At 28.7% G+C, this 22,291-nt stretch carries 21 protein-coding genes; 9 read left to right on the top strand and 12 right to left on the bottom strand.

All coding sequences use genetic code 11. The features are described from left to right. Positions 1-193 precede the first annotated feature (193 nt). The gene (locus ABDZ93_RS07640; RefSeq protein ID WP_343825197.1) at positions 194-1,348 is read left to right on the top strand and encodes an aminotransferase class V-fold PLP-dependent enzyme; all 1,155 of its coding nucleotides are present in this window, start codon (positions 194-196) and stop codon (positions 1,346-1,348) included. 68 nt (positions 1,349-1,416) lie between these two features. Continuing rightward, on the top strand, positions 1,417-2,025 hold the full coding sequence (gene yyaC / locus ABDZ93_RS07635) for a spore protease YyaC (protein WP_343825196.1): 609 nt from the start codon (positions 1,417-1,419) through the stop codon (positions 2,023-2,025). 442 nt (positions 2,026-2,467) lie between these two features. Here yyaC and ABDZ93_RS07630 read toward each other — a convergent pair whose 3' ends face one another. From ABDZ93_RS07630 to rpmH, 12 genes are all read right to left on the bottom strand, one after another. After that, the gene (locus ABDZ93_RS07630; protein ID WP_343825194.1) at positions 2,468-2,974 is read right to left on the bottom strand and encodes a DUF4446 family protein; all 507 of its coding nucleotides are present in this window, start codon (positions 2,972-2,974) and stop codon (positions 2,468-2,470) included. Between the two features lie 38 nt (positions 2,975-3,012). Beyond that, the gene (locus ABDZ93_RS07625) at positions 3,013-3,879 is read right to left on the bottom strand and encodes a ParB/RepB/Spo0J family partition protein (RefSeq protein ID WP_343825192.1); all 867 of its coding nucleotides are present in this window, start codon (positions 3,877-3,879) and stop codon (positions 3,013-3,015) included. Position 3,880: 1 nt separating this feature from the next. After that, positions 3,881-4,651: a ParA family protein gene (locus ABDZ93_RS07620; RefSeq protein ID WP_343825190.1), complete on the bottom strand. Its 771-nt coding sequence runs from the start codon at positions 4,649-4,651 to the stop codon at positions 3,881-3,883. A gap of 405 nt (positions 4,652-5,056) precedes the next feature. After that, on the bottom strand, positions 5,057-5,836 hold the full coding sequence (locus tag ABDZ93_RS07615) for a ParB/RepB/Spo0J family partition protein (RefSeq protein WP_343825188.1): 780 nt from the start codon (positions 5,834-5,836) through the stop codon (positions 5,057-5,059). 104 nt (positions 5,837-5,940) lie between these two features. Beyond that, on the bottom strand, positions 5,941-6,660 hold the full coding sequence (rsmG, locus tag ABDZ93_RS07610; RefSeq protein ID WP_343825186.1) for a 16S rRNA (guanine(527)-N(7))-methyltransferase RsmG: 720 nt from the start codon (positions 6,658-6,660) through the stop codon (positions 5,941-5,943). A 151-nt stretch (positions 6,661-6,811) separates the two neighbouring features. Beyond that, positions 6,812-8,701: a tRNA uridine-5-carboxymethylaminomethyl(34) synthesis enzyme MnmG gene (gene mnmG / locus ABDZ93_RS07605; RefSeq protein ID WP_343825184.1), complete on the bottom strand. Its 1,890-nt coding sequence runs from the start codon at positions 8,699-8,701 to the stop codon at positions 6,812-6,814. A 10-nt stretch (positions 8,702-8,711) separates the two neighbouring features. After that, complete coding sequence (mnmE, locus tag ABDZ93_RS07600; RefSeq protein WP_343825182.1) at positions 8,712-10,088, bottom strand: tRNA uridine-5-carboxymethylaminomethyl(34) synthesis GTPase MnmE; 1,377 nt, start codon at positions 10,086-10,088, stop codon at positions 8,712-8,714. 99 nt (positions 10,089-10,187) lie between these two features. Beyond that, on the bottom strand, positions 10,188-10,814 hold the full coding sequence (gene jag / locus ABDZ93_RS07595; protein WP_343825180.1) for an RNA-binding cell elongation regulator Jag/EloR: 627 nt from the start codon (positions 10,812-10,814) through the stop codon (positions 10,188-10,190). A gap of 38 nt (positions 10,815-10,852) precedes the next feature. Continuing rightward, positions 10,853-11,512 carry a membrane protein insertase YidC gene (gene yidC, locus ABDZ93_RS07590; RefSeq protein WP_343825179.1) on the bottom strand — a complete coding sequence of 220 codons (660 nt, stop codon included), beginning with the start codon at positions 11,510-11,512 and terminating at the stop codon, positions 10,853-10,855. Between the two features lie 21 nt (positions 11,513-11,533). Further along, the gene (yidD, locus tag ABDZ93_RS07585) at positions 11,534-11,746 is read right to left on the bottom strand and encodes a membrane protein insertion efficiency factor YidD (RefSeq protein ID WP_425544762.1); all 213 of its coding nucleotides are present in this window, start codon (positions 11,744-11,746) and stop codon (positions 11,534-11,536) included. After that, on the bottom strand, positions 11,715-12,074 hold the full coding sequence (gene rnpA, locus ABDZ93_RS07580; protein ID WP_343825176.1) for a ribonuclease P protein component: 360 nt from the start codon (positions 12,072-12,074) through the stop codon (positions 11,715-11,717). Before rnpA ends, yidD begins: the two co-directional genes overlap by 32 nt. 53 nt (positions 12,075-12,127) lie before the next feature. Beyond that, positions 12,128-12,262 carry a 50S ribosomal protein L34 gene (rpmH, locus tag ABDZ93_RS07575; RefSeq protein WP_035135513.1) on the bottom strand — a complete coding sequence of 45 codons (135 nt, stop codon included), beginning with the start codon at positions 12,260-12,262 and terminating at the stop codon, positions 12,128-12,130. A 577-nt stretch (positions 12,263-12,839) separates the two neighbouring features. Between rpmH and dnaA the strand changes: the two genes are divergently transcribed. The 7 genes from dnaA to gyrA all read left to right on the top strand — a co-directional run bounded on the left by dnaA (position 12,840) and on the right by gyrA (position 21,818). Then, on the top strand, positions 12,840-14,192 hold the full coding sequence (dnaA, locus tag ABDZ93_RS07570; protein WP_343825174.1) for a chromosomal replication initiator protein DnaA: 1,353 nt from the start codon (positions 12,840-12,842) through the stop codon (positions 14,190-14,192). A gap of 262 nt (positions 14,193-14,454) precedes the next feature. Then, positions 14,455-15,561 (top strand): DNA polymerase III subunit beta, encoded by a 1,107-nt coding sequence (gene dnaN, locus ABDZ93_RS07565; protein ID WP_343825173.1) that lies wholly within the window; start codon positions 14,455-14,457, stop codon positions 15,559-15,561. Positions 15,562-15,575: 14 nt separating this feature from the next. Continuing rightward, positions 15,576-15,782, top strand: coding sequence for a S4 domain-containing protein YaaA (gene yaaA, locus ABDZ93_RS07560; protein WP_343825172.1), 207 nt, complete (start codon positions 15,576-15,578; stop codon positions 15,780-15,782). A 137-nt stretch (positions 15,783-15,919) separates the two neighbouring features. Then, positions 15,920-17,014, top strand: coding sequence for a DNA replication/repair protein RecF (recF, locus tag ABDZ93_RS07555; RefSeq protein WP_343825170.1), 1,095 nt, complete (start codon positions 15,920-15,922; stop codon positions 17,012-17,014). 20 nt (positions 17,015-17,034) lie between these two features. Continuing rightward, on the top strand, positions 17,035-17,298 hold the full coding sequence (gene remB / locus ABDZ93_RS07550) for an extracellular matrix regulator RemB (protein WP_343825168.1): 264 nt from the start codon (positions 17,035-17,037) through the stop codon (positions 17,296-17,298). A 20-nt stretch (positions 17,299-17,318) separates the two neighbouring features. Further along, entirely contained in the window at positions 17,319-19,226 is a 1,908-nt protein-coding gene (gene gyrB / locus ABDZ93_RS07545; protein WP_343825166.1) for a DNA topoisomerase (ATP-hydrolyzing) subunit B, read from the top strand. 30 nt (positions 19,227-19,256) lie between these two features. Beyond that, positions 19,257-21,818 carry a DNA gyrase subunit A gene (gene gyrA, locus ABDZ93_RS07540; RefSeq protein ID WP_343825164.1) on the top strand — a complete coding sequence of 854 codons (2,562 nt, stop codon included), beginning with the start codon at positions 19,257-19,259 and terminating at the stop codon, positions 21,816-21,818. The last annotated feature ends 473 nt before the right edge of the window (positions 21,819-22,291 follow it).

The raw sequence follows: 22,291 nt of genomic DNA, 5'->3' as shown, positions 1-22,291 counted from the left end.
ATATATTACTATGGTGTTGTATATATTAATTATAATGTTGTATTATTGTGTTGTAATGACTTATTAAATAAAAGTTTTAATTAACATATTAATTATATCAAATCTATAGGATATATCATATCTAAATTTAGAATATATAAACTTTACTTATTAAATATCTAAATATGATAAATTTAAACTAGGAGGTAATACTATGCAAATTTATGTAGATAATGCAGCTACATCTTTTCCCAAACCCGATTGTGTTTATAATGATATACTAAATTATATGAGAAATATAGGTGGTAACCCCGGAAGAGGAGCATCTACTTCATCTCTAAAAGGTAATAAGGTTGTATTTCAATGTCGAAATGCTTTATGCGATTTTTTTAATTTTCCAGATACTAAAAATGTAGTTTTTACATCTAATATTACTATGTCTTTAAATATTTTAATTAAAGGTGTAGTTAAACCAGGATGGCATGTTATAACATCTTCTATGGACCACAACAGTACTCTTCGAACATTAAACGAATTAAAATCTAAAGGTATAATAGAATTAGATATAATTCCATGTAATGAATTAGGCGAAATTAATGTAGAGGATTTTAAAAGTAAAATCAAACATAACACTAGACTTGTGACTCTTTCTCATGGTTCTAACATAATTGGTACTATTCAACCTCTTGAAAAAATCGGACAAATCTGCAAGAAAAATAATATATTTTTCATTATAGATACTGCTCAAACTGCTGGTGTACTTGATTTGAATTTTCAAAATTTAAACTGCAATGCTCTAGCCTTTACTGGACACAAAAGCTTATTAGGACCTCAAGGTATAGGTGGCTTTATCATAGATGATGTAATGAGTGATGTTTGTTCTTCTTTAATTGTTGGAGGTACAGGAAGTGTTTCTTCTGATATAATTCAACCTAATTTCTTACCTGATAAATTTGAAAGTGGTACTATTAATGCACCTGGTGTTGCAGGGCTTCTTTCTGGAATAACATTTATTCAAAATGAAGGATTATCTACAATTAAAGATCATGAGGACTATCTAACGCAAAAATTCATTGATGGCATATTAAATATTTCTAGCATGAAAGTTTATGGCCATCTAAATACTGAAAATAGAACTTCAACTATATCTGTAAATTCAACTAAAATTGATAATAGTGAACTTGGATTTATTCTTGACTCTGAATATAATATTATAACTAGAACCGGTCTTCATTGTGCTCCATTAGCCCATCAAACTATAGGAACATACCCCAATGGAAGTTTACGTTTCAGCTTTGGATATTTCAATGATGAAAAAGATATAAATTATATCTTAAGCAGTATAAATTCATTGATTAAAAGATTGTAATGATTTAAGAATATATGTATTAAATTTAACTTTATGGTAATACTTTCTAATATAGGAGGGTGTTACTCATGGTGGAAAAAGTTATTTTCGATGCTTTGTCTGATAATTCTATATATGACATAAGAGAAATTCTTTCAGAAGAACTAACTAAAGTAATTAAAGATAATAGAGATATTGTTATTTTATGTATAGGTACAGATAGATCTACAGGTGATAGTTTAGGTCCACTTGTAGGTGATAAACTTAAATTTTTAGTTAGAGATAAGGTATTTATATATGGAAATTTAGAAAACCCTGTACATGCAAAAAATATTTCTGAAACCAATGATTTAATACTTAAGGATCATGATAATCCATATATAATAGCTGTAGATGCTTCTCTAGGAGTTCTTCAAAATGTAGGTAAAGTTATAATAGAATCCAAGCCCCTTTATCCTGGAGCTGCTCTGAATAAAAATTTGCCTTCAGTTGGTGATTTAAGTATTGTTGGCATTGTTAATATATCTGGCTCTTTAGAATTTATGGTGCTTCAAAATACTCGATTGTATATTGTAATGAAATTAGCTGAAGTAATCTCTTCAGGAATATACCATTCTATAATAAAAACTATAGGTGGGCGAAAATCTTACTCTAAGGTTAACAATAAAGATGTTCCTAAAGTTTTAGATGCAGACTAGTAGTATAAGCAAAAAAGAAATAATAGGTGTTTCACGTGAAACACCTATTATTTCTTTTTTACTTGTATAATCCATATCAATACTTCGTTTTATATTAAATGAAAACACTTTTATATTCTGTAAAATTTTCTAAAAATCCCTTTTAAATAAAATCAACTTATTATAATAATGAGAATTATTTATATTTTAAAATACCTGCAATTCAATTGTCTAAGCTATAAATACTTTAAGCCAGCATAAATAGAATAACTATATATTTTTTTATATATAATACCTTCATCTCAAGTCTCTATACATTTAATAGTAATTTAGTTATTTCATGTTTACCACTATATGCGTAATTACTACAATATACTATCTCATATTTCTAAAACTAAATTTTGAACATAAATTTAATAAAATAGAGGAACTAGAATATTCTAGTTCCTCTACTTTATTAAATTTATTCTTTATTAGTATTTACAGCTTGATGAAGAACATTATTTTCTTCTTGTGATAAATCATATCTGGATATTCCATTATCAATAGGTTTTGCATATGTAATGCTTTCATTTCTTGAATAAATACTAGTTATTATTACACCATTATTTCTTCCATCTAAAAGAGCAATAGAATAGCTTAAATCACTTCCAATATCCTCAAAAGCTTTATATCTTTGCATTGCAACCCTTTGGACACAAGATGCAACTATATTTGATGTTTTATTACACATATCTTTAACTTCATCTGTTATTTCTTCTACATTCTCGATTTTATCTAATGAATTTATTATTAATTCTTCTAAATTTTTATTATTAGTTCCCTTCATCATTTTTCTATATTTATCTTTCATCTTGCTTGTTGATATTAGTGATGTTATCACAATAATGATTAATACAAATACTAATATTATTAACCCTATAGTTATAAATACATTATATTGATTGAGAAATTCTATAATTTGTTCCAAAAGCATTCATCCTTTCTAAAAGTGTTTCACGTGAAACATTATATATTTAAAATTTCTATTATCCTTTGTAAATCTTCTGGAGAGTAATACTCTATTTCTATCTTACCTTTATTTTTAGAGTTATTACTTATACTTACTTTTGTGTTAAAATGATTTTCTAATTTTGATTTTATATCTTTATAATATATATCATTTTCCGATTTATTATTTACTCTCTTATACTTATTATTATCATCACTTATATAATAATTTCTTACTAATAATTCAGTTTGTCTAACATTTAAGTTTTCATCAATAACCTTCTGAGCAACTATATATTGATCATCTTTATTTTCCAGAGCTAATACTGTTCTACCATGTCCTTCTGATAAAACACCTTCAATTAAATATCCTTGTATTCTTTCATCAAGATTTAATAATCTCAATGAATTGGCTATAGCACTTCTAGATTTTGAAACTTGTTTACTTATTTCTTCTTGAGTCAAATTAAAATCATTTAATAATTTCTTATATGCTGTAGCTTCCTCTATAGGATTTAAATCTTCTCTTATTATATTTTCTATTAAAGAAATTTGTACAACCTCTACATCAGATAAATCCTTAATTATTACTGGTAATTCTTTTAAATTTAATAGTTTTGCTGCTCTCCATCTACGTTCACCTGCAATTATTACATAAACTTGGTTTTCTTTTCTCACTATAACGGGTTGTATTATTCCATGTTCTTTAATAGAGTTCGCTAATTCTATTAACTTTTCATTATCAAAATGTTTTCTCGGCTGATCTTTGTTAGGCTTAATTAAATTTATATCTATACTTATAACCTGTTCATTATTACTGTCTTGAAAGTCATTCTCTGGAATTAATGAAGATAATCCTTTTCCTAAAACTCCTGTTTTCTTCATGCTATTTTCCTCCTTGTCTACTAATAAACTCCTCCGTTAAAGCTTCAAATGCTTCTGACCCCTTACATTTATCATCATATAGCATGATAGGAAGTCCAAAACTAGGTGATTCTGCTAATTTAACATTTCTTGGTATGAAAGTATCATATACCTTATTATTAAAGTACTTTTTAATTTCTTCAACTACTTCATTACATAATCTAGTTCTACTATCATACATACTCATGATTACACCTTCAATTTCAAGACCAGTATTTAAATATCTCTTAATTAACTGTATGGTACTCATCAATTGACCAACACCTTCAAGAGCATAAAACTCACATTGTATTGGTATTAAAACTGAGTCAGATGCTGTTAAAGCATTAATAGTTAATACACCTAACGATGGTGGACAATCTATAAATATATAATCATAATCATCTCTTATTTCATCAATTTTATTTTTTAAAACTTTCTCCCTCTGATCTTGACTTATAACTTCAACTTCTGCTGCTGCTAGAGTCATAGTTGAAGGCGCAATATAAAAGTTATCTACTATTTCACTTTTTTTGATAATTTCTTTCAATGAAACATTACTTGTTAAGACATCATACATAGAACAATGTATTTTTCTTTTATCTAATCCTATACCACTAGTTGTATTTCCTTGAGGATCTATGTCTATAGACAGAACTTTGTATCCATTCATCGCTAAATACGAGCATAAATTTATATTAGTAGTTGTTTTTCCAACTCCTCCTTTTTGATTGAAAATACATATTACCTTCATATTCTCCCCCCCCTTATCTATAGTAGACTTTATTTAAAATTACTATATATTAAAAATTTTATCTCCATAATAATTTTATCTCCATAATAATTTTAATCAGTATAAGTTTATTTTTTCTATGTATTTATATTATATATTGATATAGATTTTATTTAAAGTAATTATTACACAAATTAATAAGTATTTATTTTTTTATCAATATATTTAGATAAAAATAATTATTTTCATACTCTTTAATAATACAATTGTATACATTAATTTTATATTTCTGATAATATATTTACTTAATCTTTATTTATCTAAGTTATACTTTACCCTTTATATAAAATTGATTATTCGATAAAAGACTACAAAATGTTTCACGTGAAACATTTTGTAGTCTTTAAAAAAAGTAATATATAAATATTATTTCTTTTTTATTGTTATAGTAACTTGTATACTGTCATCTAATTCTTTGGATCTATATTTAGCTTCTACGCCATATTTATCAAAAACTTGCTTTACAGTGTTAATATATATAGCTGGACTAAATGCTCCTTTTATTCTCTTTTTACCATCTGATGCAACTTCAGTATGCGCTAATTTAAGTAATTCTCTATCTATAAGTTCTTCAGTTTTTTTTACATTTAATCCATTTTTTATTACAGTTTCTAATACCTCATTACGTAATTCATCATTGGGAACTTTTAATAATGCTCTAGCATGTCTCTCTGTCAACTTGTTGTCGATTATTGTACTAATTATTTTTTCATCTAACTTTAAAATTCTAAGTTTATTTGCTATTGTAGATTGCTTCTTACCTATAACCTCTGATAATTGCTCTTGAGTGTAAGAATGTACTTTAATTAAATTATGATATGCTAATGATTCTTCATAGAAGTTTAAATCCTCTCTTTGCAAATTTTCTAATAATGCAATTGCCGCAGAATCCTTATCATTAATATTAGATATTATAACTGGTACTTTTGATAATCCAGCTTCTTTAGCTGCTCTTAATCTTCTTTCACCTGCAATTAGCTCATAATTATTTTCATCTATTTTTCTAACCGATAATGGTTGAATTATTCCATAAACCTTTATTGATTGTGCAAGCTCTTGTATTGATTCTTCATCAAATACTTTTCTTGGCTGATAAAGGTTAGGACATATTGAATCAACCTCTATATAATTAATAGTATTTTCCATTTTATACCATCCTTTTATGAAATTCCTTATCTTTAATTAAAATTCTATATTAATCTCAAAATTCCTCTTTATATTTAACAATTAATATAAATATTTCTAGAAATTTATTTTATAGGACTTTTATTTACTATTCCAGCTTTTCTTGGATATTTTTTAGGTGTATCTTTAACCTTTTTTATAACTAATAAGTTATGTTTAAGATCACTACCTGCTATATTAACCTCTAATATTTCTTCAATAGCTCCTCCTAATACTTTAAGCGCAACTTTAGAATCCTTTATTTCATCTTCTATAGCTGGTCCCTTTAATGCTATAAAATATCCTCCAACCTTTACGTATGGTAAACATAACTCTAATAAAACAGTTAAATTAGCAACAGCTCTAGATACAGCCAAATCAAATTCTTCTCTGTATTCTGTCTTTTGTGCAAAATCTTCAGCTCTACCATGAATCGTTTTAATATCTTTTAACTCTAATTTATCAATAACTTCATTTAAAAAATTTATTCTTTTATTTAAAGAATCTAAAAGCACGATATAAGAATCAGGCTTTACTATTTTCATAGGAATTCCTGGAAACCCTCCCCCAGTTCCTATATCTATAATTTTCTTAGCTTCTCTTACATATGGAAATTCAAATACTTTAATAGAATCAATAAAGTGCTTTTTTATAATTTCCTCATCTTCTATTATCGCTGTTAAATTAATTTTTTCATTCCACTCTTTAATTAAAGCCTTATATTGAATAAAATTATCATACATTGTGGCATCAAAGATTAATCCTTCATTTTCACAAGCTTCTTTCAACATATCAAAATACTCCATTTTAATCCTCCGCATAATTAAGTTTTATATGTGTTAATATAATTTTAAGTATATATTTCTATTTTAAACTAATACCTACTAATTATAAACATAAATAATTAGTAGGTATTAATAATTATATATTTCTTTATAGTTTTAAATACTATATTTATTAATTATCTATGTTTAAGCCTCTTCTTCTTTGCTCAAGGAATATTAATAGAACATTTATATCTGCTGGAGATACTCCAGATATTCTAGATGCTTGACCTATATTCACTGGTCTTATAGAATCTAATTTTTGAATAGCCTCTGTTCTTAACCCTTTAACTTCATTATAATTTAAATCTTCTGGTATAAATTTATTTTCATATTTTTTAAATTGACTAATTTGTTCTAATTGCTTTGTTATATAACCTTCATACTTAGATACTATATTAACTTGCTCTGTAACTTGTCTACTAAGTTCTTTTCTGTCCGGATCTAGATCCTTAATGTTGTAATAATCTAGTTCTGAACGTTTAATTAATTCATATAATGAAGTCGGTTTTTTAAGTTCAGCAGAGCCCATATTTATTAAAAATTCATTTACTTCTTTTTTACCTGTTATTTGAAGATTCTTTAGTCTTTCTATTTCAGCATTTATCTCTTCTTTTTTCTTAATAAATGCATTATATCTTTCCTCTTTAACTAGTCCAACTTTATAACCCACTTCTGTTAATCTTAGATCAGCGTTATCTTGCCTTAGTAAAAGTCTGTATTCAGACCTTGAGGTCATCATTCTATAAGGCTCATTAGTTCCTTTTGTAACTAAATCATCTACTAAAACACCTATATAAGCATCTGACCTTTTTAAAATTAAAGGTTCCTTTCCTTTAATTTTAAGAGACGCATTTATTCCTGCAAGAATTCCTTGACCTGCTGCTTCTTCATAACCAGAACTTCCATTTACCTGACCTGCTGAGAATAATCCATCTATATTCTTAAACTCTAGTGATAATTTTAATTGTGTAGGATCTATACAATCATATTCTATTGCATATCCAGTTCTCATTACCTCCACATTTTCAAGTCCTTCTATTGTCTTTAAAAACTCTAATTGTACATCCTCTGGAAGCGAACTACTCATTCCTTGAACATACATTTCTTCAGTACTTTCTCCTTCTGGTTCTATAAACAATTGATGTCTTTCTTTATCTCTAAATCTCATCACTTTATCTTCAATGGATGGACAATATCTAGGCCCTGTACTTTTTATAGATCCATTATAAAGTGGTGATCTATCTATATTTTTTAATATTACATTATGAGTTTTACTATTTGTATAAGTTAGATAACAAGATACCTGTGATCTTTGTATATCTCCACTCATAAATGAAAATGGAACCACATCTCTATCGCCCTTTTGCTCTTCCATTTTTGAAAAATCTACCGATCTAGCATTAATTCTTGCTGGTGTTCCTGTCTTAAATCTTCTTAATGAAATGCCCAAATCTATTAATGATTTAGATAATTCATTAGCTGGAAATAATCCACTTGGTCCTTCATTTACTACTACTTCACCTATTATTACCTGTGATTTCAAATAAGTACCACTTGTTAAGATAACTGCTTTACAATTAAAGTAAGCTCCATACTTAGTAAGTATACCTTTAACCACATTGTTTGGTGCATCAATACTTACAACCTCAAGTTGTTTTAAATCTAAATTATGTTCTGTCTCTATTACATGTTTCATTCTTTCAGAATATCTCTTTTTATCTGCTTGAGCTCTAAGTGAATGCACTGCTGGGCCTTTAGATATATTAAGCATTCTAGACTGAATGTAAGTATCATCTATATTTCTTCCCATCTCTCCACCTAGTGCATCCACTTCTCTAACTAAATGTCCCTTTGCAGTACCCCCAATATTGGGATTACATGGCATAAGAGCTATACTATCAAGATTAAGTGTACACATTAAAGTTTTTAATCCCATTCTCGCCGTGGCTAAAGCTGCCTCACACCCAGCATGGCCAGCTCCTACTACAACTACATCATAATCTCCTGCTAAGTATTTCATTGTTTCACCTCTATTTACCTAGACAAAAATCCTTAAATATTTTGTCTATAATATTCTCTTCTAAAGAGTCTCCTGTTATCTCACCTAAAAAGGTCCATGCATTTCTTACATCAATAGATGCAAGGTCAATGGCAAAAGTATGATTTAAAGTATTTATAGCACTCTCAACACATTCATACGCTCTTAAAAGAGCTTCTTTATGCCTTGTATTAGTTATTATAATATTATTAGTACTAATCTCACCTTTAAAGAACATATCTTTAATAGCTGATCTAACTTTATCTATACCTTCACCAGTTTTAGCTGATATACTATATATATTTTTGCAATTAATATTTTCTAAATTGACTTGAGTAATTTTACTATTTAAATCACTCTTGTTTAATAATATCATATATTTTTTATTACTTATATGATTAATAATTTCCTTATCTTCCTCACTTAAGTCATTGCTGGAATCTAATATAAGAATAATTAAATCAGCATCGTTAATTTTAGCTCTTGATCTTTCTACTCCTATCTTTTCTACTACATCATCTGTTTTCCTTATTCCTGCAGTATCAATTATTTTTATAGGAATTCCTGATATATTTATATATTCTTCTATAACATCTCTTGTAGTACCAGGAATATCTGTAACTATAGCTCTATTTTCTCTAGTTAAAGCATTTAAAAGAGATGATTTTCCTACATTAGGCTTCCCTACAATTACTGTACTTAACCCTTCTCTTAGTATCTTGCCTTCCTCTGCTGTTTCTATAAATTCTTTTATTTCTTTTTTTATTGCTTCTAAATCTTTTATAGCCATTTCAGCTGTAACTTCTTCTAAATCATCCTCTGGATAATCTACCGTAGCCTCTATATGTGCAATAGTTGATAATAATTTCCCTCTTAATCCTTGTATTTCCTTGGAAATTGCTCCTTCACTTTGCATTAATGCTGATTTCATACTTAAATCGGTTTTAGCATTAATCATATCTATTACAGCTTCAGCTTGTGATAAATCTATTCTTCCATTTAAAAATGCTCTTTTAGTAAATTCTCCTGGTTCAGCAAGCCTAACCCCTTGCTTTATAACTTGCTCTAAAACCTTATTTGTAGCAACTACTCCACCATGGCAGTTTATTTCTATAGTATCTTCAGCTGTGAAACTTCTAGGTCCCTTCATAAATGAGACTATAACTTCATCTATGTGATTATTATTTTCATCTATTATGTAACCATATTTCATGGTATAACTTTTCATATCTTTAATTAACCTACCATTCTTAGCTTGAAATATTTTCTCAACAACATCTTTAGCCTTATCACCGGAAATTCTTACAATGGCAATTCCACCTTCCCCTATACTTGTTGATATAGCACCTATTGTATCAAAATCCTTCATGTTAGTCCCTCCTTTTTAATATTACAACATAACTTAATATAAATTGTATCCACAAATCACTATTGTATCACACTATTTGAAAATATAAAAAGAAAGCCGCTAGGCTTTCTTTAATTCAATAACTACTCTTCTATAAGGCTCATCACCCTCACTATGGGTAGTTACATATGCATTGTTTTGCAGAGTTGAATGAATAACTCTTCTTTCATATGGGTTCATAGGTTCTAATTTTAAAGTTTTTCCATTAATTCTTACCTTTTCTCCCATTTTAAATGCCAATTTTTTAAGTGTTTCCTGTCTGTTTTGTCTGTAATTAACAGTATCGAGAATTACTCTCTTGTATGCTTCATCATGATTCTTATTTACTACTAAGCTCACTAAGTATTGAAGAGAGTCTAAAGTTTCTCCTCTATACCCTATTAATACACCCATATTAGGACCTACTAAATTAATATTTATTTCATTATTCTCTTCTTTTATATGAATCTCAGCTTTTACATTCATAGCATTAAGAATCTCTCTTAAGAACTTTTTAGCATCACCTAGCTGATCTCTCTTTAATGTCACCTTAACCTTTGCCGGCTTAACCCCTATTATATTTAAAAATCCTTTACTACCTTCTTCTAATACTTCTATAGTAACTTTTTCTTCTGTAACATTTAATTCTTTTAAGGCATTTTGTATAGCTTCTTCAGCAGTTCTACCAATTATTTCAATACTCTTCATGCTTTAGATACCGCCCTTCCAATAATAAAATGATTTTATTATGCCGATTTAGTATTAGGCTTTTTATAAATTTTATTTAATATTAAAGATTGTGCCATTTGGATTAAGTTACCTACTGTCCAGTAAAGTACTAATGCTCCTGGAAATTGTAATGACATAAATCCAAAGAAAATTGACATACCAATATTCATCATATTAGTTTGCTTAGCTGCATCTCCAGTTGCTGGTTGCATAGCCTTACTTGAAAAATATGTTGTTAGTCCAGAAACTATTGGTAATATCATTGTTGGATCCTTTTGTGCTAAATCTGGCACCCATAAAAATCCAGCTCCTTGATAATCTATTGCTTTAAATACATAAAACAATGCTATCATAATAGGAAACTGAATAAGCATTGGTAAACATCCACCAAACATGGATACATTATTTTCTTTATATACTTTCATTATTTCAGTCTGTTGTCTTTGAGGATCGTTTTTATATTTTTCTTGAACCTTTTTAATTTCAGGCTGAATTGCACTCATTTTTGCTGTAGATTTAGTTTGTTTTAGAGATAATGGCAACAAACATATTCTTGCAAGAAATGTAAATATTATTATTGCAACACCGAATGATATGTCTGGATTTGTTGTAATTAATTGAACAAAATTATGAACCGAATAAAATACTTGTTCAAAGATACCAGATAAGTAATTCAAATTAACCCCTCCTAATACTTTCTATTTAACCGGATCATATCCTCCCTTGTGGTAAGGATGACACCGTAAAATTCTCTTAATAGCCATAAAACCGCCTTTGATTGCACCATATTTTTCGATAGCCTGAATTGCATATAAGGAACAGCTTGGCTCGTATATGCAACATGGTGCTTTCATGGGAGATATATATTTTCTATAACATTTAATTACTATTAGTAATATTTTTTTCAACATTATTAAGCCCTGATTTCTTAAATAAATATTTAACTGAGTTTTCAACTTCTTTATAACTCTTGTCCTTTGAAGCACTTCTTGCAACAAAGACTAGATCATACCCCTGCTTTAATCCTTGTTTATTTAATCTAACACTTTCACTTATAAGCCTCTTTACTCTACTACGAACTACACTCTTTCCTACTTTTTTACTTACAGATATTCCTACCCGATTAATTCCTTTATTGTTCTTGAATACGTATAACACTAATAAAGATGTAGATAAAGATTTTCCTCTTCTATATACTAATCTAAACTCAGGGTTTTTTCTTAGCCTTTCTTCTTTCATATTTCTATGTTGCTCTCTTTCTTAATTACAGAAAAAGGCCACATTAGCGGCCCTTATGCTGTCAATTTTTTTCTTCCTTTTTGTCTTCTTCTCTTAAGAACAGTTCTTCCAGAAGCAGTACTCATTCTCTTTCTGAATCCATGCTCTTTCTTTCTGTGTCTTTTTTTAGGTTGGTAAGTCATGAACATGCGCTTGCACCCCCTTCATCTTATATGTCATTTATAGCAATTAAATTATCACTACTTTTTAAGTTTCACTATTAGATTATAAATGTAAGTAACCCTTATGTCAAGATAACTATTTAGAACATTTTCTAACATTATTAATATGTCATTTTTTTATGTTTTTAAACACTCTTGTTAATAAAAATTCCACAAAACTATATTTTTTGTGGATAACTTATTGAATAGCTTGCAATCTTTTGATATCATTATGTATGGATGTTGATAAGTTATTTTTCGAACAAGTTATACACAATCTGTTGATTATTCTGTGAATAACTCTTATTTTTTCTCTTTTTTTTGTGTTTTTACATGAATTTTTAACGTTTTTCACCACTTTTACCTGTGTATAACTTATAATTATATATTGTTAGTAAGTATAATTTATTATTTATTAGAACACAAATTATAAACATGTGAATAAAAATTTTAACAATGGTAAACAACTTTATATGTATCTATTATTCTGTTGATACTCTTGTGGATTTTTATCTCTTTTCTATTGTTAATTATAGATATAAATATTTTAAGAGGAGGATATAACATGAACACCTATGTAAATGAAATTTGGGAAAAAGCCTTAGAAATACTTAAAGCTGAACTCACCGAAGTAAGTTTTAATACTTGGATTAAAAGTATTGACCCACTAAAAATGACTGATTCAACTATAACTCTTGGTGTTCGTAATGACTTCACTAAGGATATCCTAGTGAATAGATATAAAGACTTAATAAAAAATTCTATTCAAGCAGCATGCAATAAATCATACTCTATAAATTTTGTTATAAGCTCTGAGGAAGCTTCTGATTTAGATACATCAACTTCTAAGCGTACAAATAATAAACAAAATTTAGTTGTAAATGATGAAATGTCAGCAATACTAAATCCTAAGTATACCTTTGATTCTTTTGTCATAGGAAATAGCAACAGGTTTGCTCATGCAGCTTCTTTAGCTGTAGCAGAGTCACCAGCTAAAGCCTACAACCCGCTATTTATTTATGGAGGAGTTGGACTTGGAAAAACACACTTAATGCATGCTATTGGGAGTTACATACAAACAGTTAATTCAAAGTCTAAGGTAGTTTATGTTTCATCAGAAAAATTTACAAATGAGCTTATTAATTCTATTAAAGATGATAAAAATGTTGAATTTAGGAACAAATACAGAAATGTAGATGTACTTCTTATTGACGATATTCAATTTATTGCAGGTAAGGAATCTACTCAAGAAGAATTCTTCCATACCTTTAATGCTCTACATGATGCTAATAAACAAATAATTTTATCAAGCGATAGACCGCCAAAAGAAATTCCTACATTAGAAGATAGGTTAAGGTCTAGATTCGAATGGGGACTTATAGCTGATATCCAACCACCTGACTTTGAAACTAGAATTGCTATTTTAAAAAAGAAGGCGGATGTAGAAAATTTAAATATTCCTAATGAAGTTATGGTATATATAGCTACGCAAATTAAATCTAACATAAGAGAGCTAGAAGGTGCTCTTATAAGAATAGTTGCCTATTCTTCTTTAACAAATAAAGATATAAGTGTAGATTTAGCATCTGAAGCTTTAAAAGATATAATATCAAATAGAAATTCAAGACAAGTTACTATTGAATTAATTCAAGATATCGTTTCTAGCTACTATAACTTAAAGGTAGATGACTTTAAATCAGCAAGAAGAACTAGAAATGTTGCTTTTCCAAGACAAATTGCTATGTACCTTTCAAGAAAGCTTACAGATACTTCTCTTCCAAAGATAGGTGAAGAATTTGGCGGTAGAGATCATACTACAGTAATTCATGCATATGAAAAAATATCTCAGAACCTAAAGAAAGACGAAAGCCTGCAATCAGCTATAGCAGAATTAACTAAAAGAATAAATCAAAAGTAATTAATAACACTTGTTATTAATATTTGAAAGATTTATTGTGGATTATTTCTCAAAAAAAATATATTCTTAATACTGTGGATAACTACTGAAATTCAAAATTAGTTTATCCACAATTTATTTTACACAAAAATTGTTGATATCATTAGCCTATAGGTACTTATCAACAAATCAACAGCCCCTACTACTACTACTACTAAATATTATTTAATTATCTAAGCTATTTATAGTAATTTTTTATGTGTATAAGGAGGAGGATTTTTATATGAAATTCTTAATAGAAAAAAGCTTATTACAAGAAGCAATTTCAGATGTTCAAAAAGCTATTACAGGTAAATCAACATTACCTATACTTCAAGGTATATATATATATGCAAAAGATGGGTTATTAACTTTAATTGGATCTGATATAGAAGTTAGCATAGAAACAAAGATACCAGCGAATATTATAGAGGAGGGCGAAGTAGTTCTTGACTCTAGAATATTTGGAGAAATTATAAGAAAGCTACCTAACGATATAGTTGAAGTAACTGAAATTAATAGTAATGAAGTAGAATTAAAGTGCCAAAAATCTAACGTTCAATTAGTATACCTAAATCCAAAAGAATATCCAACGTTACCAAGTATAGAAGAAGATGTGGTACTATCTGTATCTCAAAAAACTTTAAAAAATATGATAAAATCAACCATTTTTGCTATTGCTCAAGATGATACAAGACCTATATTAACTGGGGTATTACTTCAAGTTAAAGAAAATAAACTAAATATGGTTGCACTAGATGGATTTAGAGTAGCATTAAAGAGTGAATCTATGGCTTGTAAATCTAATAAGGAATCAGTTATACCAGGAAAGACTCTTAATGAGGTTTCTAAAATTCTTAAAGATACTGATGATGTTGTTCAAATTACATTTACAAAGAACCACATATTATTTAATTTTGGAAATACTAAGGTTATCTCTAGATTATTAGAAGGAGATTTTATTAAATATGAATCTATTATTCCTAAGGAACATAATCTAAAAGTTACTGTTAATAGAAATGAAATTTTAGGATGTATAGAAAGAGCCTCTCTTATGGCGAAGGATGGAAACACTAATCTTGTAAAATTTGATATTTCAGATGAAACCTTAGTTGTAACATCAAATTCTCAATTGGGAAAGGCGAGGGAAGAGGTTCAAATAATATTGCAAGGTGGAGGAATTAAAATTGCATTTAATTCTAAATATCTAATTGATGTGTTTAAAATAATGGAAGAGGAAAATGTAACCATGGAATTTACGTCTACTGTTTCTCCTTGTGTAATAAGAAATCAAGATAGTGATAACAGTGTTTATTTATTACTTCCAGTAAGAGTTGCTAATAATAATTAGGATGTGAGAAATATATGGTAGAAATAAAAATAGATACAGAATTTATAAAGCTAGACTCATTTTTGAAGTTTACTGGAGCTACTACCTTAGGGTCAGAAGCTAAATTTTATATACAAAACGAAGATGTTAAGGTTAATGGTGAAGTAGAAGTAAGAAGAGGAAGAAAGCTATATATAGGTGATAAAATAGAATTTCAAGAAGAAGAGTATAGTATTGTGTAAAACATAAGGCTGATAAATATTTCAGCCTTTTGAGTTTTATAGTTATTATAATTAGGAGATTTAGCTATATTTATATTTTTACAGTAATTTTCACACTTAGAATATATATTATGATATAATTTTAGGTGGGTGTTTTTATGTATGTTAGATATTTGAATTTAATAAATTTTAGAAATTATAAAAATGTTACCTTAGAATTATGTGATGGAACTAATGTTTTTCAAGGTGATAATGCTCAAGGAAAAACTAATATACTTGAATCTTTATACTATTCGAGTGTTGGAAAATCACATAGAACTAATAAAGATAAAGAGCTTATATATTGGGATAGTAACGAGGCATATATTAGTGCTTATGTAGTAAAAGAACGTTTAGATAAAAAAATTAATATTAAAATTTTTAAAGATGGGAAAAAAGCCATAAATATAAACTCAATAAAGATATCTAAGCTACAAGATATGGTAGGTGTTGTTAATGTAGTTATATTTTCACCGGAAGATTTAGATATTGTTAAGAATTCGCCATCATTTAGAAGGCGATTTTTAGATATTGAACTTTGTAAACTGGACAAAAAATACTACCATTGTCTATCTTCTTATAAAAAAATTTTAAATGAAAGAAACGTTATATTAAAGAAATTTAGTGCTGACATAGATATGATAGATATATATGATATTAGATTAGCTGAATTTGGGAGTTACATAATAGCTCAAAGAATTAGGTATATAGAAAAATTAAATGAATTCTCTAAAAAAATTCACAGTGATATAACTCAGGGAAATGAGTCTATTAGATTTAATTATATAATGCAGCTTAAGGATATTGATAGTCTGAAAGAAGAGTTATATAACCTACTTAAAAGTAATAGAAAAAAAGACTTAGAGAAAAAAATTACATCTGTAGGACCACATAGAGATGATTTTTCTATATTTATAAATGATATAGATGTGAAGGTATTTGGATCACAAGGTCAGCAGAGAACTTCTGTTTTGACAATAAAATTTGCATCATTACGCATAATAAAAGAATTAATAGGAGAATACCCATTGTTATTACTTGATGATGTATTGTCTGAATTAGATACAAAAAGGCAAGAATATATATTAAGATCCATAAATGGAATTCAAACCTTAATAACATGTACAGGAATTACAGGAATAAAAAAATATTTAAAAGGTAATAACATGAAAATATTCAATGTTGAAAAAGGAAGCGTACAAGAAATAATGTGATGGAGTTAGGGGGAAATACTATGTTTTTACACTTAGGCGAAAGTATAGTTGTACCAATTAAAGATATAATAGGTATTTTTGACATAGAATCTACTATGTATAGTCCAGACACTAGCCAATTCATAAGGCTAGCAGAAGAAGATGGGTTTGTAGAACGTATAACTAGTGACAAACCTAAATCATTTATTATAGCTGAAGTAAACAAAAAGAGTAAGATTTATTTGTCACCTATATCATCATCTACTTTGTGTAAAAGGACTAATGTGTCATACTGTGAACTTTAGGTTAAGTTAGGAGGATAGCTATGGTTAATAATGAAAAATATGATGAAAATCAGATACAAGTCCTTGAAGGACTTGAGGCGGTTAGAAAAAGACCAGGAATGTATATTGGAAGTACTAGCATCAGAGGCCTACACCACTTGGTTTATGAGATTGTTGATAATAGTATAGATGAAGCATTAGCGGGTTTCTGTGAAAGTATACAAGTTATTATTCATAAAGATAACTCAGTTACAGTAATAGATGATGGAAGAGGAATGCCAGTAGGCATACATCCCAAAATGCATATACCTACAATTGAAGTTATAATGACAGTACTTCATGCTGGTGGAAAGTTTGGTGGTGGAGGATACAAGGTATCAGGAGGACTTCACGGGGTTGGAGCTTCTGTTGTTAATGCACTGTCAGAGCTTTGTGAAGTTACAGTAAAAAGAGAAGGGCACATATGGTATCAAAGTTTTTCAAGAGGTAAGACTGTTACATCTTTTGATAAAATTGGAAATACTGATGAGCATGGAACAATAATTCACTTTATGCCAGATGAAGAAATATTTGAAACTATTGAATTTGAATATGATACATTGTCTCAAAGATTAAGAGAGTTAGCATTTCTTAATAAAGGTATAAATATTAAAATTACAGATGAGAGATATGAGAAAGTAAATCAGTTCCATTATGAAGGTGGGATAAAATCCTTTGTTGAATATTTAAATAGAAATAAAGGAAAAATTCATAATGAACCAGTCTATATAGAAGGAATAAAAAATACAACTTCAGTAGAATTAGCATTTCAGTACAATGACACATATAATGAGAATTTATTTTCCTTTGCAAATAATATAGATACAGTGGAAGGTGGAACTCACTTAGTTGGTTTTAAGACAGCATTAACTAGAGTTCTTAATGATTATGCTAAAAAATTTGGATTTTTAAAAGAAAATGATAAAAATCTAAGTGGAGAAGATGTTAGAGAAGGATTAACTGCAGTTATATCTGTTAAGCTTACAGATCCTCAATTTGAAGGGCAAACTAAAACTAAACTTGGTAATAGTGAAGTAAGAGGAATAGTAGAATCAATAGTAGGAGAGGTTGTAGGTTCATTCTTAGAAGAAAATCCTGCTGTAGGTAAAAGTATTATAGAGAAGGGTTTAAATGCAGCTAGAGCTAGGGAAGCAGCTAAAAAAGCACGTGAACTTACTAGAAGAAAATCAGTGCTTGAGAGTACAAGTTTGCCAGGTAAGCTTGCTGATTGTTCTTCTAAAGATCCATCAGAATGTGAAATTTATATAGTTGAGGGAGATTCTGCGGGTGGTTCTGCTAAGCAAGGAAGAGATAGAAGATTCCAAGCCATACTTCCGCTTAGAGGAAAAATAATGAATATAGAGAAACAGAGACTTGATAAGATATTGGCATCTGACTCTATAAGATCTATGATAACAGCCTTTGGTGCAGGTGTTGGTAAGGATTTTGATGTATCTAAGATTAGGTATAATAAAATAATTATAATGACAGATGCTGATGTAGATGGAGCACATATAAGGACGCTTTTACTTACATTCTTCTATAGATACATGAGAGAGCTAATAGATAATGGGCATGTATTTATTGCGCAACCTCCTCTTTATAAAATTAAAAAGGGTAAATTTGAGAAATACACATATAGTGATTATGAATTAGATATAGTAATTGAAGAATTAGGTGGAAAAGACAATAGTACAGACATTCAAAGATATAAAGGTCTTGGAGAGATGAATCCAGATCAATTGTGGAGTACTACAATGGATCCATCAACAAGAACTCTATTGCAAGTAAATGTTGAAGATGCTATGGCGGCAGATGAGATATTTACCATTCTAATGGGAGATAAGGTAGAGCCACGTAGAGAGTTTATACAAGAGAATGCTAAAAAAGTTAGCAACTTAGATATATAGTATTAGACTATAGTAAAGGTAGGTGTAAATATGGATACTATGGATAAGATAATACCAATAGATATAAAATATGAAATGAAAAAGTCCTATATAGATTACGCTATGAGTGTTATTGTTGGAAGGGCACTACCGGATGTTAGGGATGGATTAAAACCTGTTCATAGAAGAATTTTATACTCTATGCATGAATTAGGAATAACTTATGAAAAAGGTTATAGAAAATGTGCGAGAATAGTCGGAGATGTACTTGGTAAATATCACCCACATGGTGATAGCTCAGTATATGATGCGTTAGTTAGGATGGCACAAGATTTCTCGATAAGATATATGCTAGTAGATGGTCACGGAAACTTTGGATCTGTAGATGGTGACGGTGCAGCTGCAATGAGATATACAGAAGCTAAGATGAGTAAAATTGCTAGTCAAATGCTTCGTGATATCAATAAAGAAACTGTAGACTTTATACCAAACTTTGATGGTGAAGAAAAAGAACCAGAAGTCTTACCAGCAAGATTTCCAACGTTACTTGTAAATGGATCTTCAGGTATAGCAGTTGGTATGGCCACTAATGTACCACCACATAATCTTACTGAAGTTATAAATGCTGTAATAATGCTTATTGATAATCAAGAAGCTACGGTTGATGACTTAATGTCTGAGATTAAGGGTCCGGACTTCCCTACAGGCGGAATAATACTAGGTAGAAGTGGTATTAGAAGTGCTTATGAAACAGGTAGAGGAAGGATTCTAGTTAGATCAAAAGCTGAAATAGAAGAACATAATGGTAGAAATAGAATAATAGTTTCAGAGATACCATATATGGTTAACAAAGCAAATCTTATAGAATCTATAGCAAATCTAGTTAAGGAAAAGAAAATAGATGGTATATCTGATTTAAGAGATGAATCAGATAGAGACGGTATGAGAATTGTTATAGAATTAAAAAGAGATGCAAATGCAAATGTTGTTTTAAATAGACTTTATAAACATACAAAAATGCAAGATACCTTTGGAGTAATCATGCTTGCATTAGTTGATAATGAACCTAAGGTGCTCAATTTAAAACAAATTTTAGTTCATTACTTAAACCATCAAAGAGATGTAGTTACAAGAAGAACTATTTTTGATTTAGATAAAGCTAATGCAAGAGCTCATATACTTGAAGGTTTAAGAATTGCCCTTGATCACATTGATGCAGTTATATCTTTAATTAGAGCATCTAAGACAACTCAAGAAGCTAAAGATGGATTGATTGAAAAGTTTAATCTTTCGGAAAAGCAAGCTCAAGCTATTTTAGACCTAAGATTACAGAGATTAACAGGTCTAGAAAGAGATAAAATTGAAGATGAGTATAATGAGTTAATGAAAACAATAGCTTATTTACAATCAATACTTAATAGTGAAGAGATATTACTTAATATAATAAAAGATGAATTAATTGAGATAAAAACAAAGTATGGGGATGATAGAAGAACTGCTATAGAAAAGAACCCTTATAGCTTTGAAGATGAAGATTTAATAGATGATGAGGATATAGTAATAACTCTAACTCATGGAGGATATATTAAGCGTTTACCAGCAGATACCTACAATGCTCAAAAGAGAGGTGGAAGAGGTATACAAGGTATTACTACAAAAGAAGATGACTTTGTAGAACATTTCTTAATAACTCCAACTTTAAATAATATACTATTTTTCACTAACAAGGGTAAAGTATATAAATTAAAGGCTTATGAAATACCAGAAGGCGGTAGAACTGCTAAAGGAACTAACATAATTAACATGCTACCATTAGACTCAGATGAGAATATACAAGCAGTTATGTCTATAAGAACTTTTGACAGTGATAATTATCTATTAATGGGAACTAAATCAGGAATGGTCAAAAAGACATCTTTAGATAAGTTTGAGAATATTAGAAAGAATGGACTTAATGCTATAAATCTAAAAGAAGATGATGAGATTGTCGGAGTTAGAATAACTAAAGGTGATGATGAAGTATTATTCGTCACTAAGGATGGATACTCTATAAGATTTAGTGAAAAAGAAGTCAGAAATATGGGAAGGACTACTACAGGGGTTAGAGCTATAACCCTAAGAGAAGGCGATATTGCTGTATCTATGATAATAGCAAAACCAGACGAAGAACTTCTTGTAATCAGTGAAAAAGGTTTTGGAAAGAGAACTGCTATAGAAAACTACACACTTCAAAGAAGAGGTGGAAAAGGTATAAAGACCTATAAAATCTCAGAAAAAACAGGTAACGTTATTAGTGCTAGGGTAGTTAGAGATATAGATGAGATTATGCTAATAAATAATAATGGCATAATAATAAGAATTAATGTAAGCGATATATCTACAACTAGTAGAAACGCCATGGGTGTTACACTTATGAAAACTGGAGAGGATGTAAATATAGTAGCTGTCGCAAAAATTAACTATAATAGTGAAGAAGAAAAGAATGAAGATAAACAAGTGTCTATAGATGAAATTGTAGACAATGAAAATAACTTATCAGAAGACTTAGGTGAAAGTGATGATTTAGAAGAGCGTAATGAACTTGAAGAAAGTAATGATAAGGCTTTAGAGTAAATTAATTAATTTATTATCAAAAAGAAAAGGATTTTCTTAAAATGGAATTATCTATTTTGAGAAAATCCTTTTCCTTTGTAATGCGTAAATTGATATATTATTAATTTAAATATAACTAAAATATGCTATGTATACTATTATTAATTAAAGTAATACAAACACATATCCAAGTGTATCAATCTATGAATAATGAAGAAAGGTAATGAATTTTAAAGTAATATAGTTATAATTTTAATTAATTAGATTTAAATATAACTATTTAACTAAATAATCATGATAACATATGTTTTGTCGCTGAGAGATGCAATGACAGTTAAACATCAAATTAAAATTAAAAGTTTTTAAAAAGTTGTTGACAAGATGAAGTTTATATAGTAAACTAAAAAAGTCGTTAATAGTAAGCGATAAACCAAATGGTCTTTGAAAATTAAACAGAGAAAAAGGTAAAACCAGTTAATTCCGATAGATTAATC

It is taken from the genome of Clostridium subterminale, from assembly GCF_039521425.1.
Classification (GTDB): domain Bacteria; phylum Bacillota; class Clostridia; order Clostridiales; family Clostridiaceae; genus Clostridium_J; species Clostridium_J subterminale.
This window is presented reverse-complemented; position numbering and strand designations above follow the sequence as displayed.

Bases quoted from the DNA above. Each gene is read 5' to 3' on its own strand.
- ABDZ93_RS07640 (WP_343825197.1), top strand. From the start codon at position 194: ATGCAAATTTATGTAGATAATGCAGCTACATCTTTTCCCAAACCCGAT.
- yyaC (WP_343825196.1), top strand. From the start codon at position 1,417: ATGGTGGAAAAAGTTATTTTCGATGCTTTGTCTGATAATTCTATATAT.
- ABDZ93_RS07625 (WP_343825192.1), bottom strand. From the start codon at position 3,879: ATGAAGAAAACAGGAGTTTTAGGAAAAGGATTATCTTCATTAATTCCA.
- ABDZ93_RS07620 (WP_343825190.1), bottom strand. From the start codon at position 4,651: ATGAAGGTAATATGTATTTTCAATCAAAAAGGAGGAGTTGGAAAAACA.
- ABDZ93_RS07615 (WP_343825188.1), bottom strand. From the start codon at position 5,836: ATGGAAAATACTATTAATTATATAGAGGTTGATTCAATATGTCCTAAC.
- rsmG (WP_343825186.1), bottom strand. From the start codon at position 6,660: ATGGAGTATTTTGATATGTTGAAAGAAGCTTGTGAAAATGAAGGATTA.
- mnmG (WP_343825184.1), bottom strand. From the start codon at position 8,701: ATGAAATACTTAGCAGGAGATTATGATGTAGTTGTAGTAGGAGCTGGC.
- mnmE (WP_343825182.1), bottom strand. From the start codon at position 10,088: ATGAAGGATTTTGATACAATAGGTGCTATATCAACAAGTATAGGGGAA.
- jag (WP_343825180.1), bottom strand. From the start codon at position 10,814: ATGAAGAGTATTGAAATAATTGGTAGAACTGCTGAAGAAGCTATACAA.
- yidD (WP_425544762.1), bottom strand. From the start codon at position 11,746: ATGTTGAAAAAAATATTACTAATAGTAATTAAATGTTATAGAAAATAT.
- rnpA (WP_343825176.1), bottom strand. From the start codon at position 12,074: ATGAAAGAAGAAAGGCTAAGAAAAAACCCTGAGTTTAGATTAGTATAT.
- rpmH (WP_035135513.1), bottom strand. From the start codon at position 12,262: ATGTTCATGACTTACCAACCTAAAAAAAGACACAGAAAGAAAGAGCAT.
- dnaA (WP_343825174.1), top strand. From the start codon at position 12,840: ATGAACACCTATGTAAATGAAATTTGGGAAAAAGCCTTAGAAATACTT.
- dnaN (WP_343825173.1), top strand. From the start codon at position 14,455: ATGAAATTCTTAATAGAAAAAAGCTTATTACAAGAAGCAATTTCAGAT.
- yaaA (WP_343825172.1), top strand. From the start codon at position 15,576: ATGGTAGAAATAAAAATAGATACAGAATTTATAAAGCTAGACTCATTT.
- recF (WP_343825170.1), top strand. From the start codon at position 15,920: ATGTATGTTAGATATTTGAATTTAATAAATTTTAGAAATTATAAAAAT.
- remB (WP_343825168.1), top strand. From the start codon at position 17,035: ATGTTTTTACACTTAGGCGAAAGTATAGTTGTACCAATTAAAGATATA.
- gyrB (WP_343825166.1), top strand. From the start codon at position 17,319: ATGGTTAATAATGAAAAATATGATGAAAATCAGATACAAGTCCTTGAA.
- gyrA (WP_343825164.1), top strand. From the start codon at position 19,257: ATGGATACTATGGATAAGATAATACCAATAGATATAAAATATGAAATG.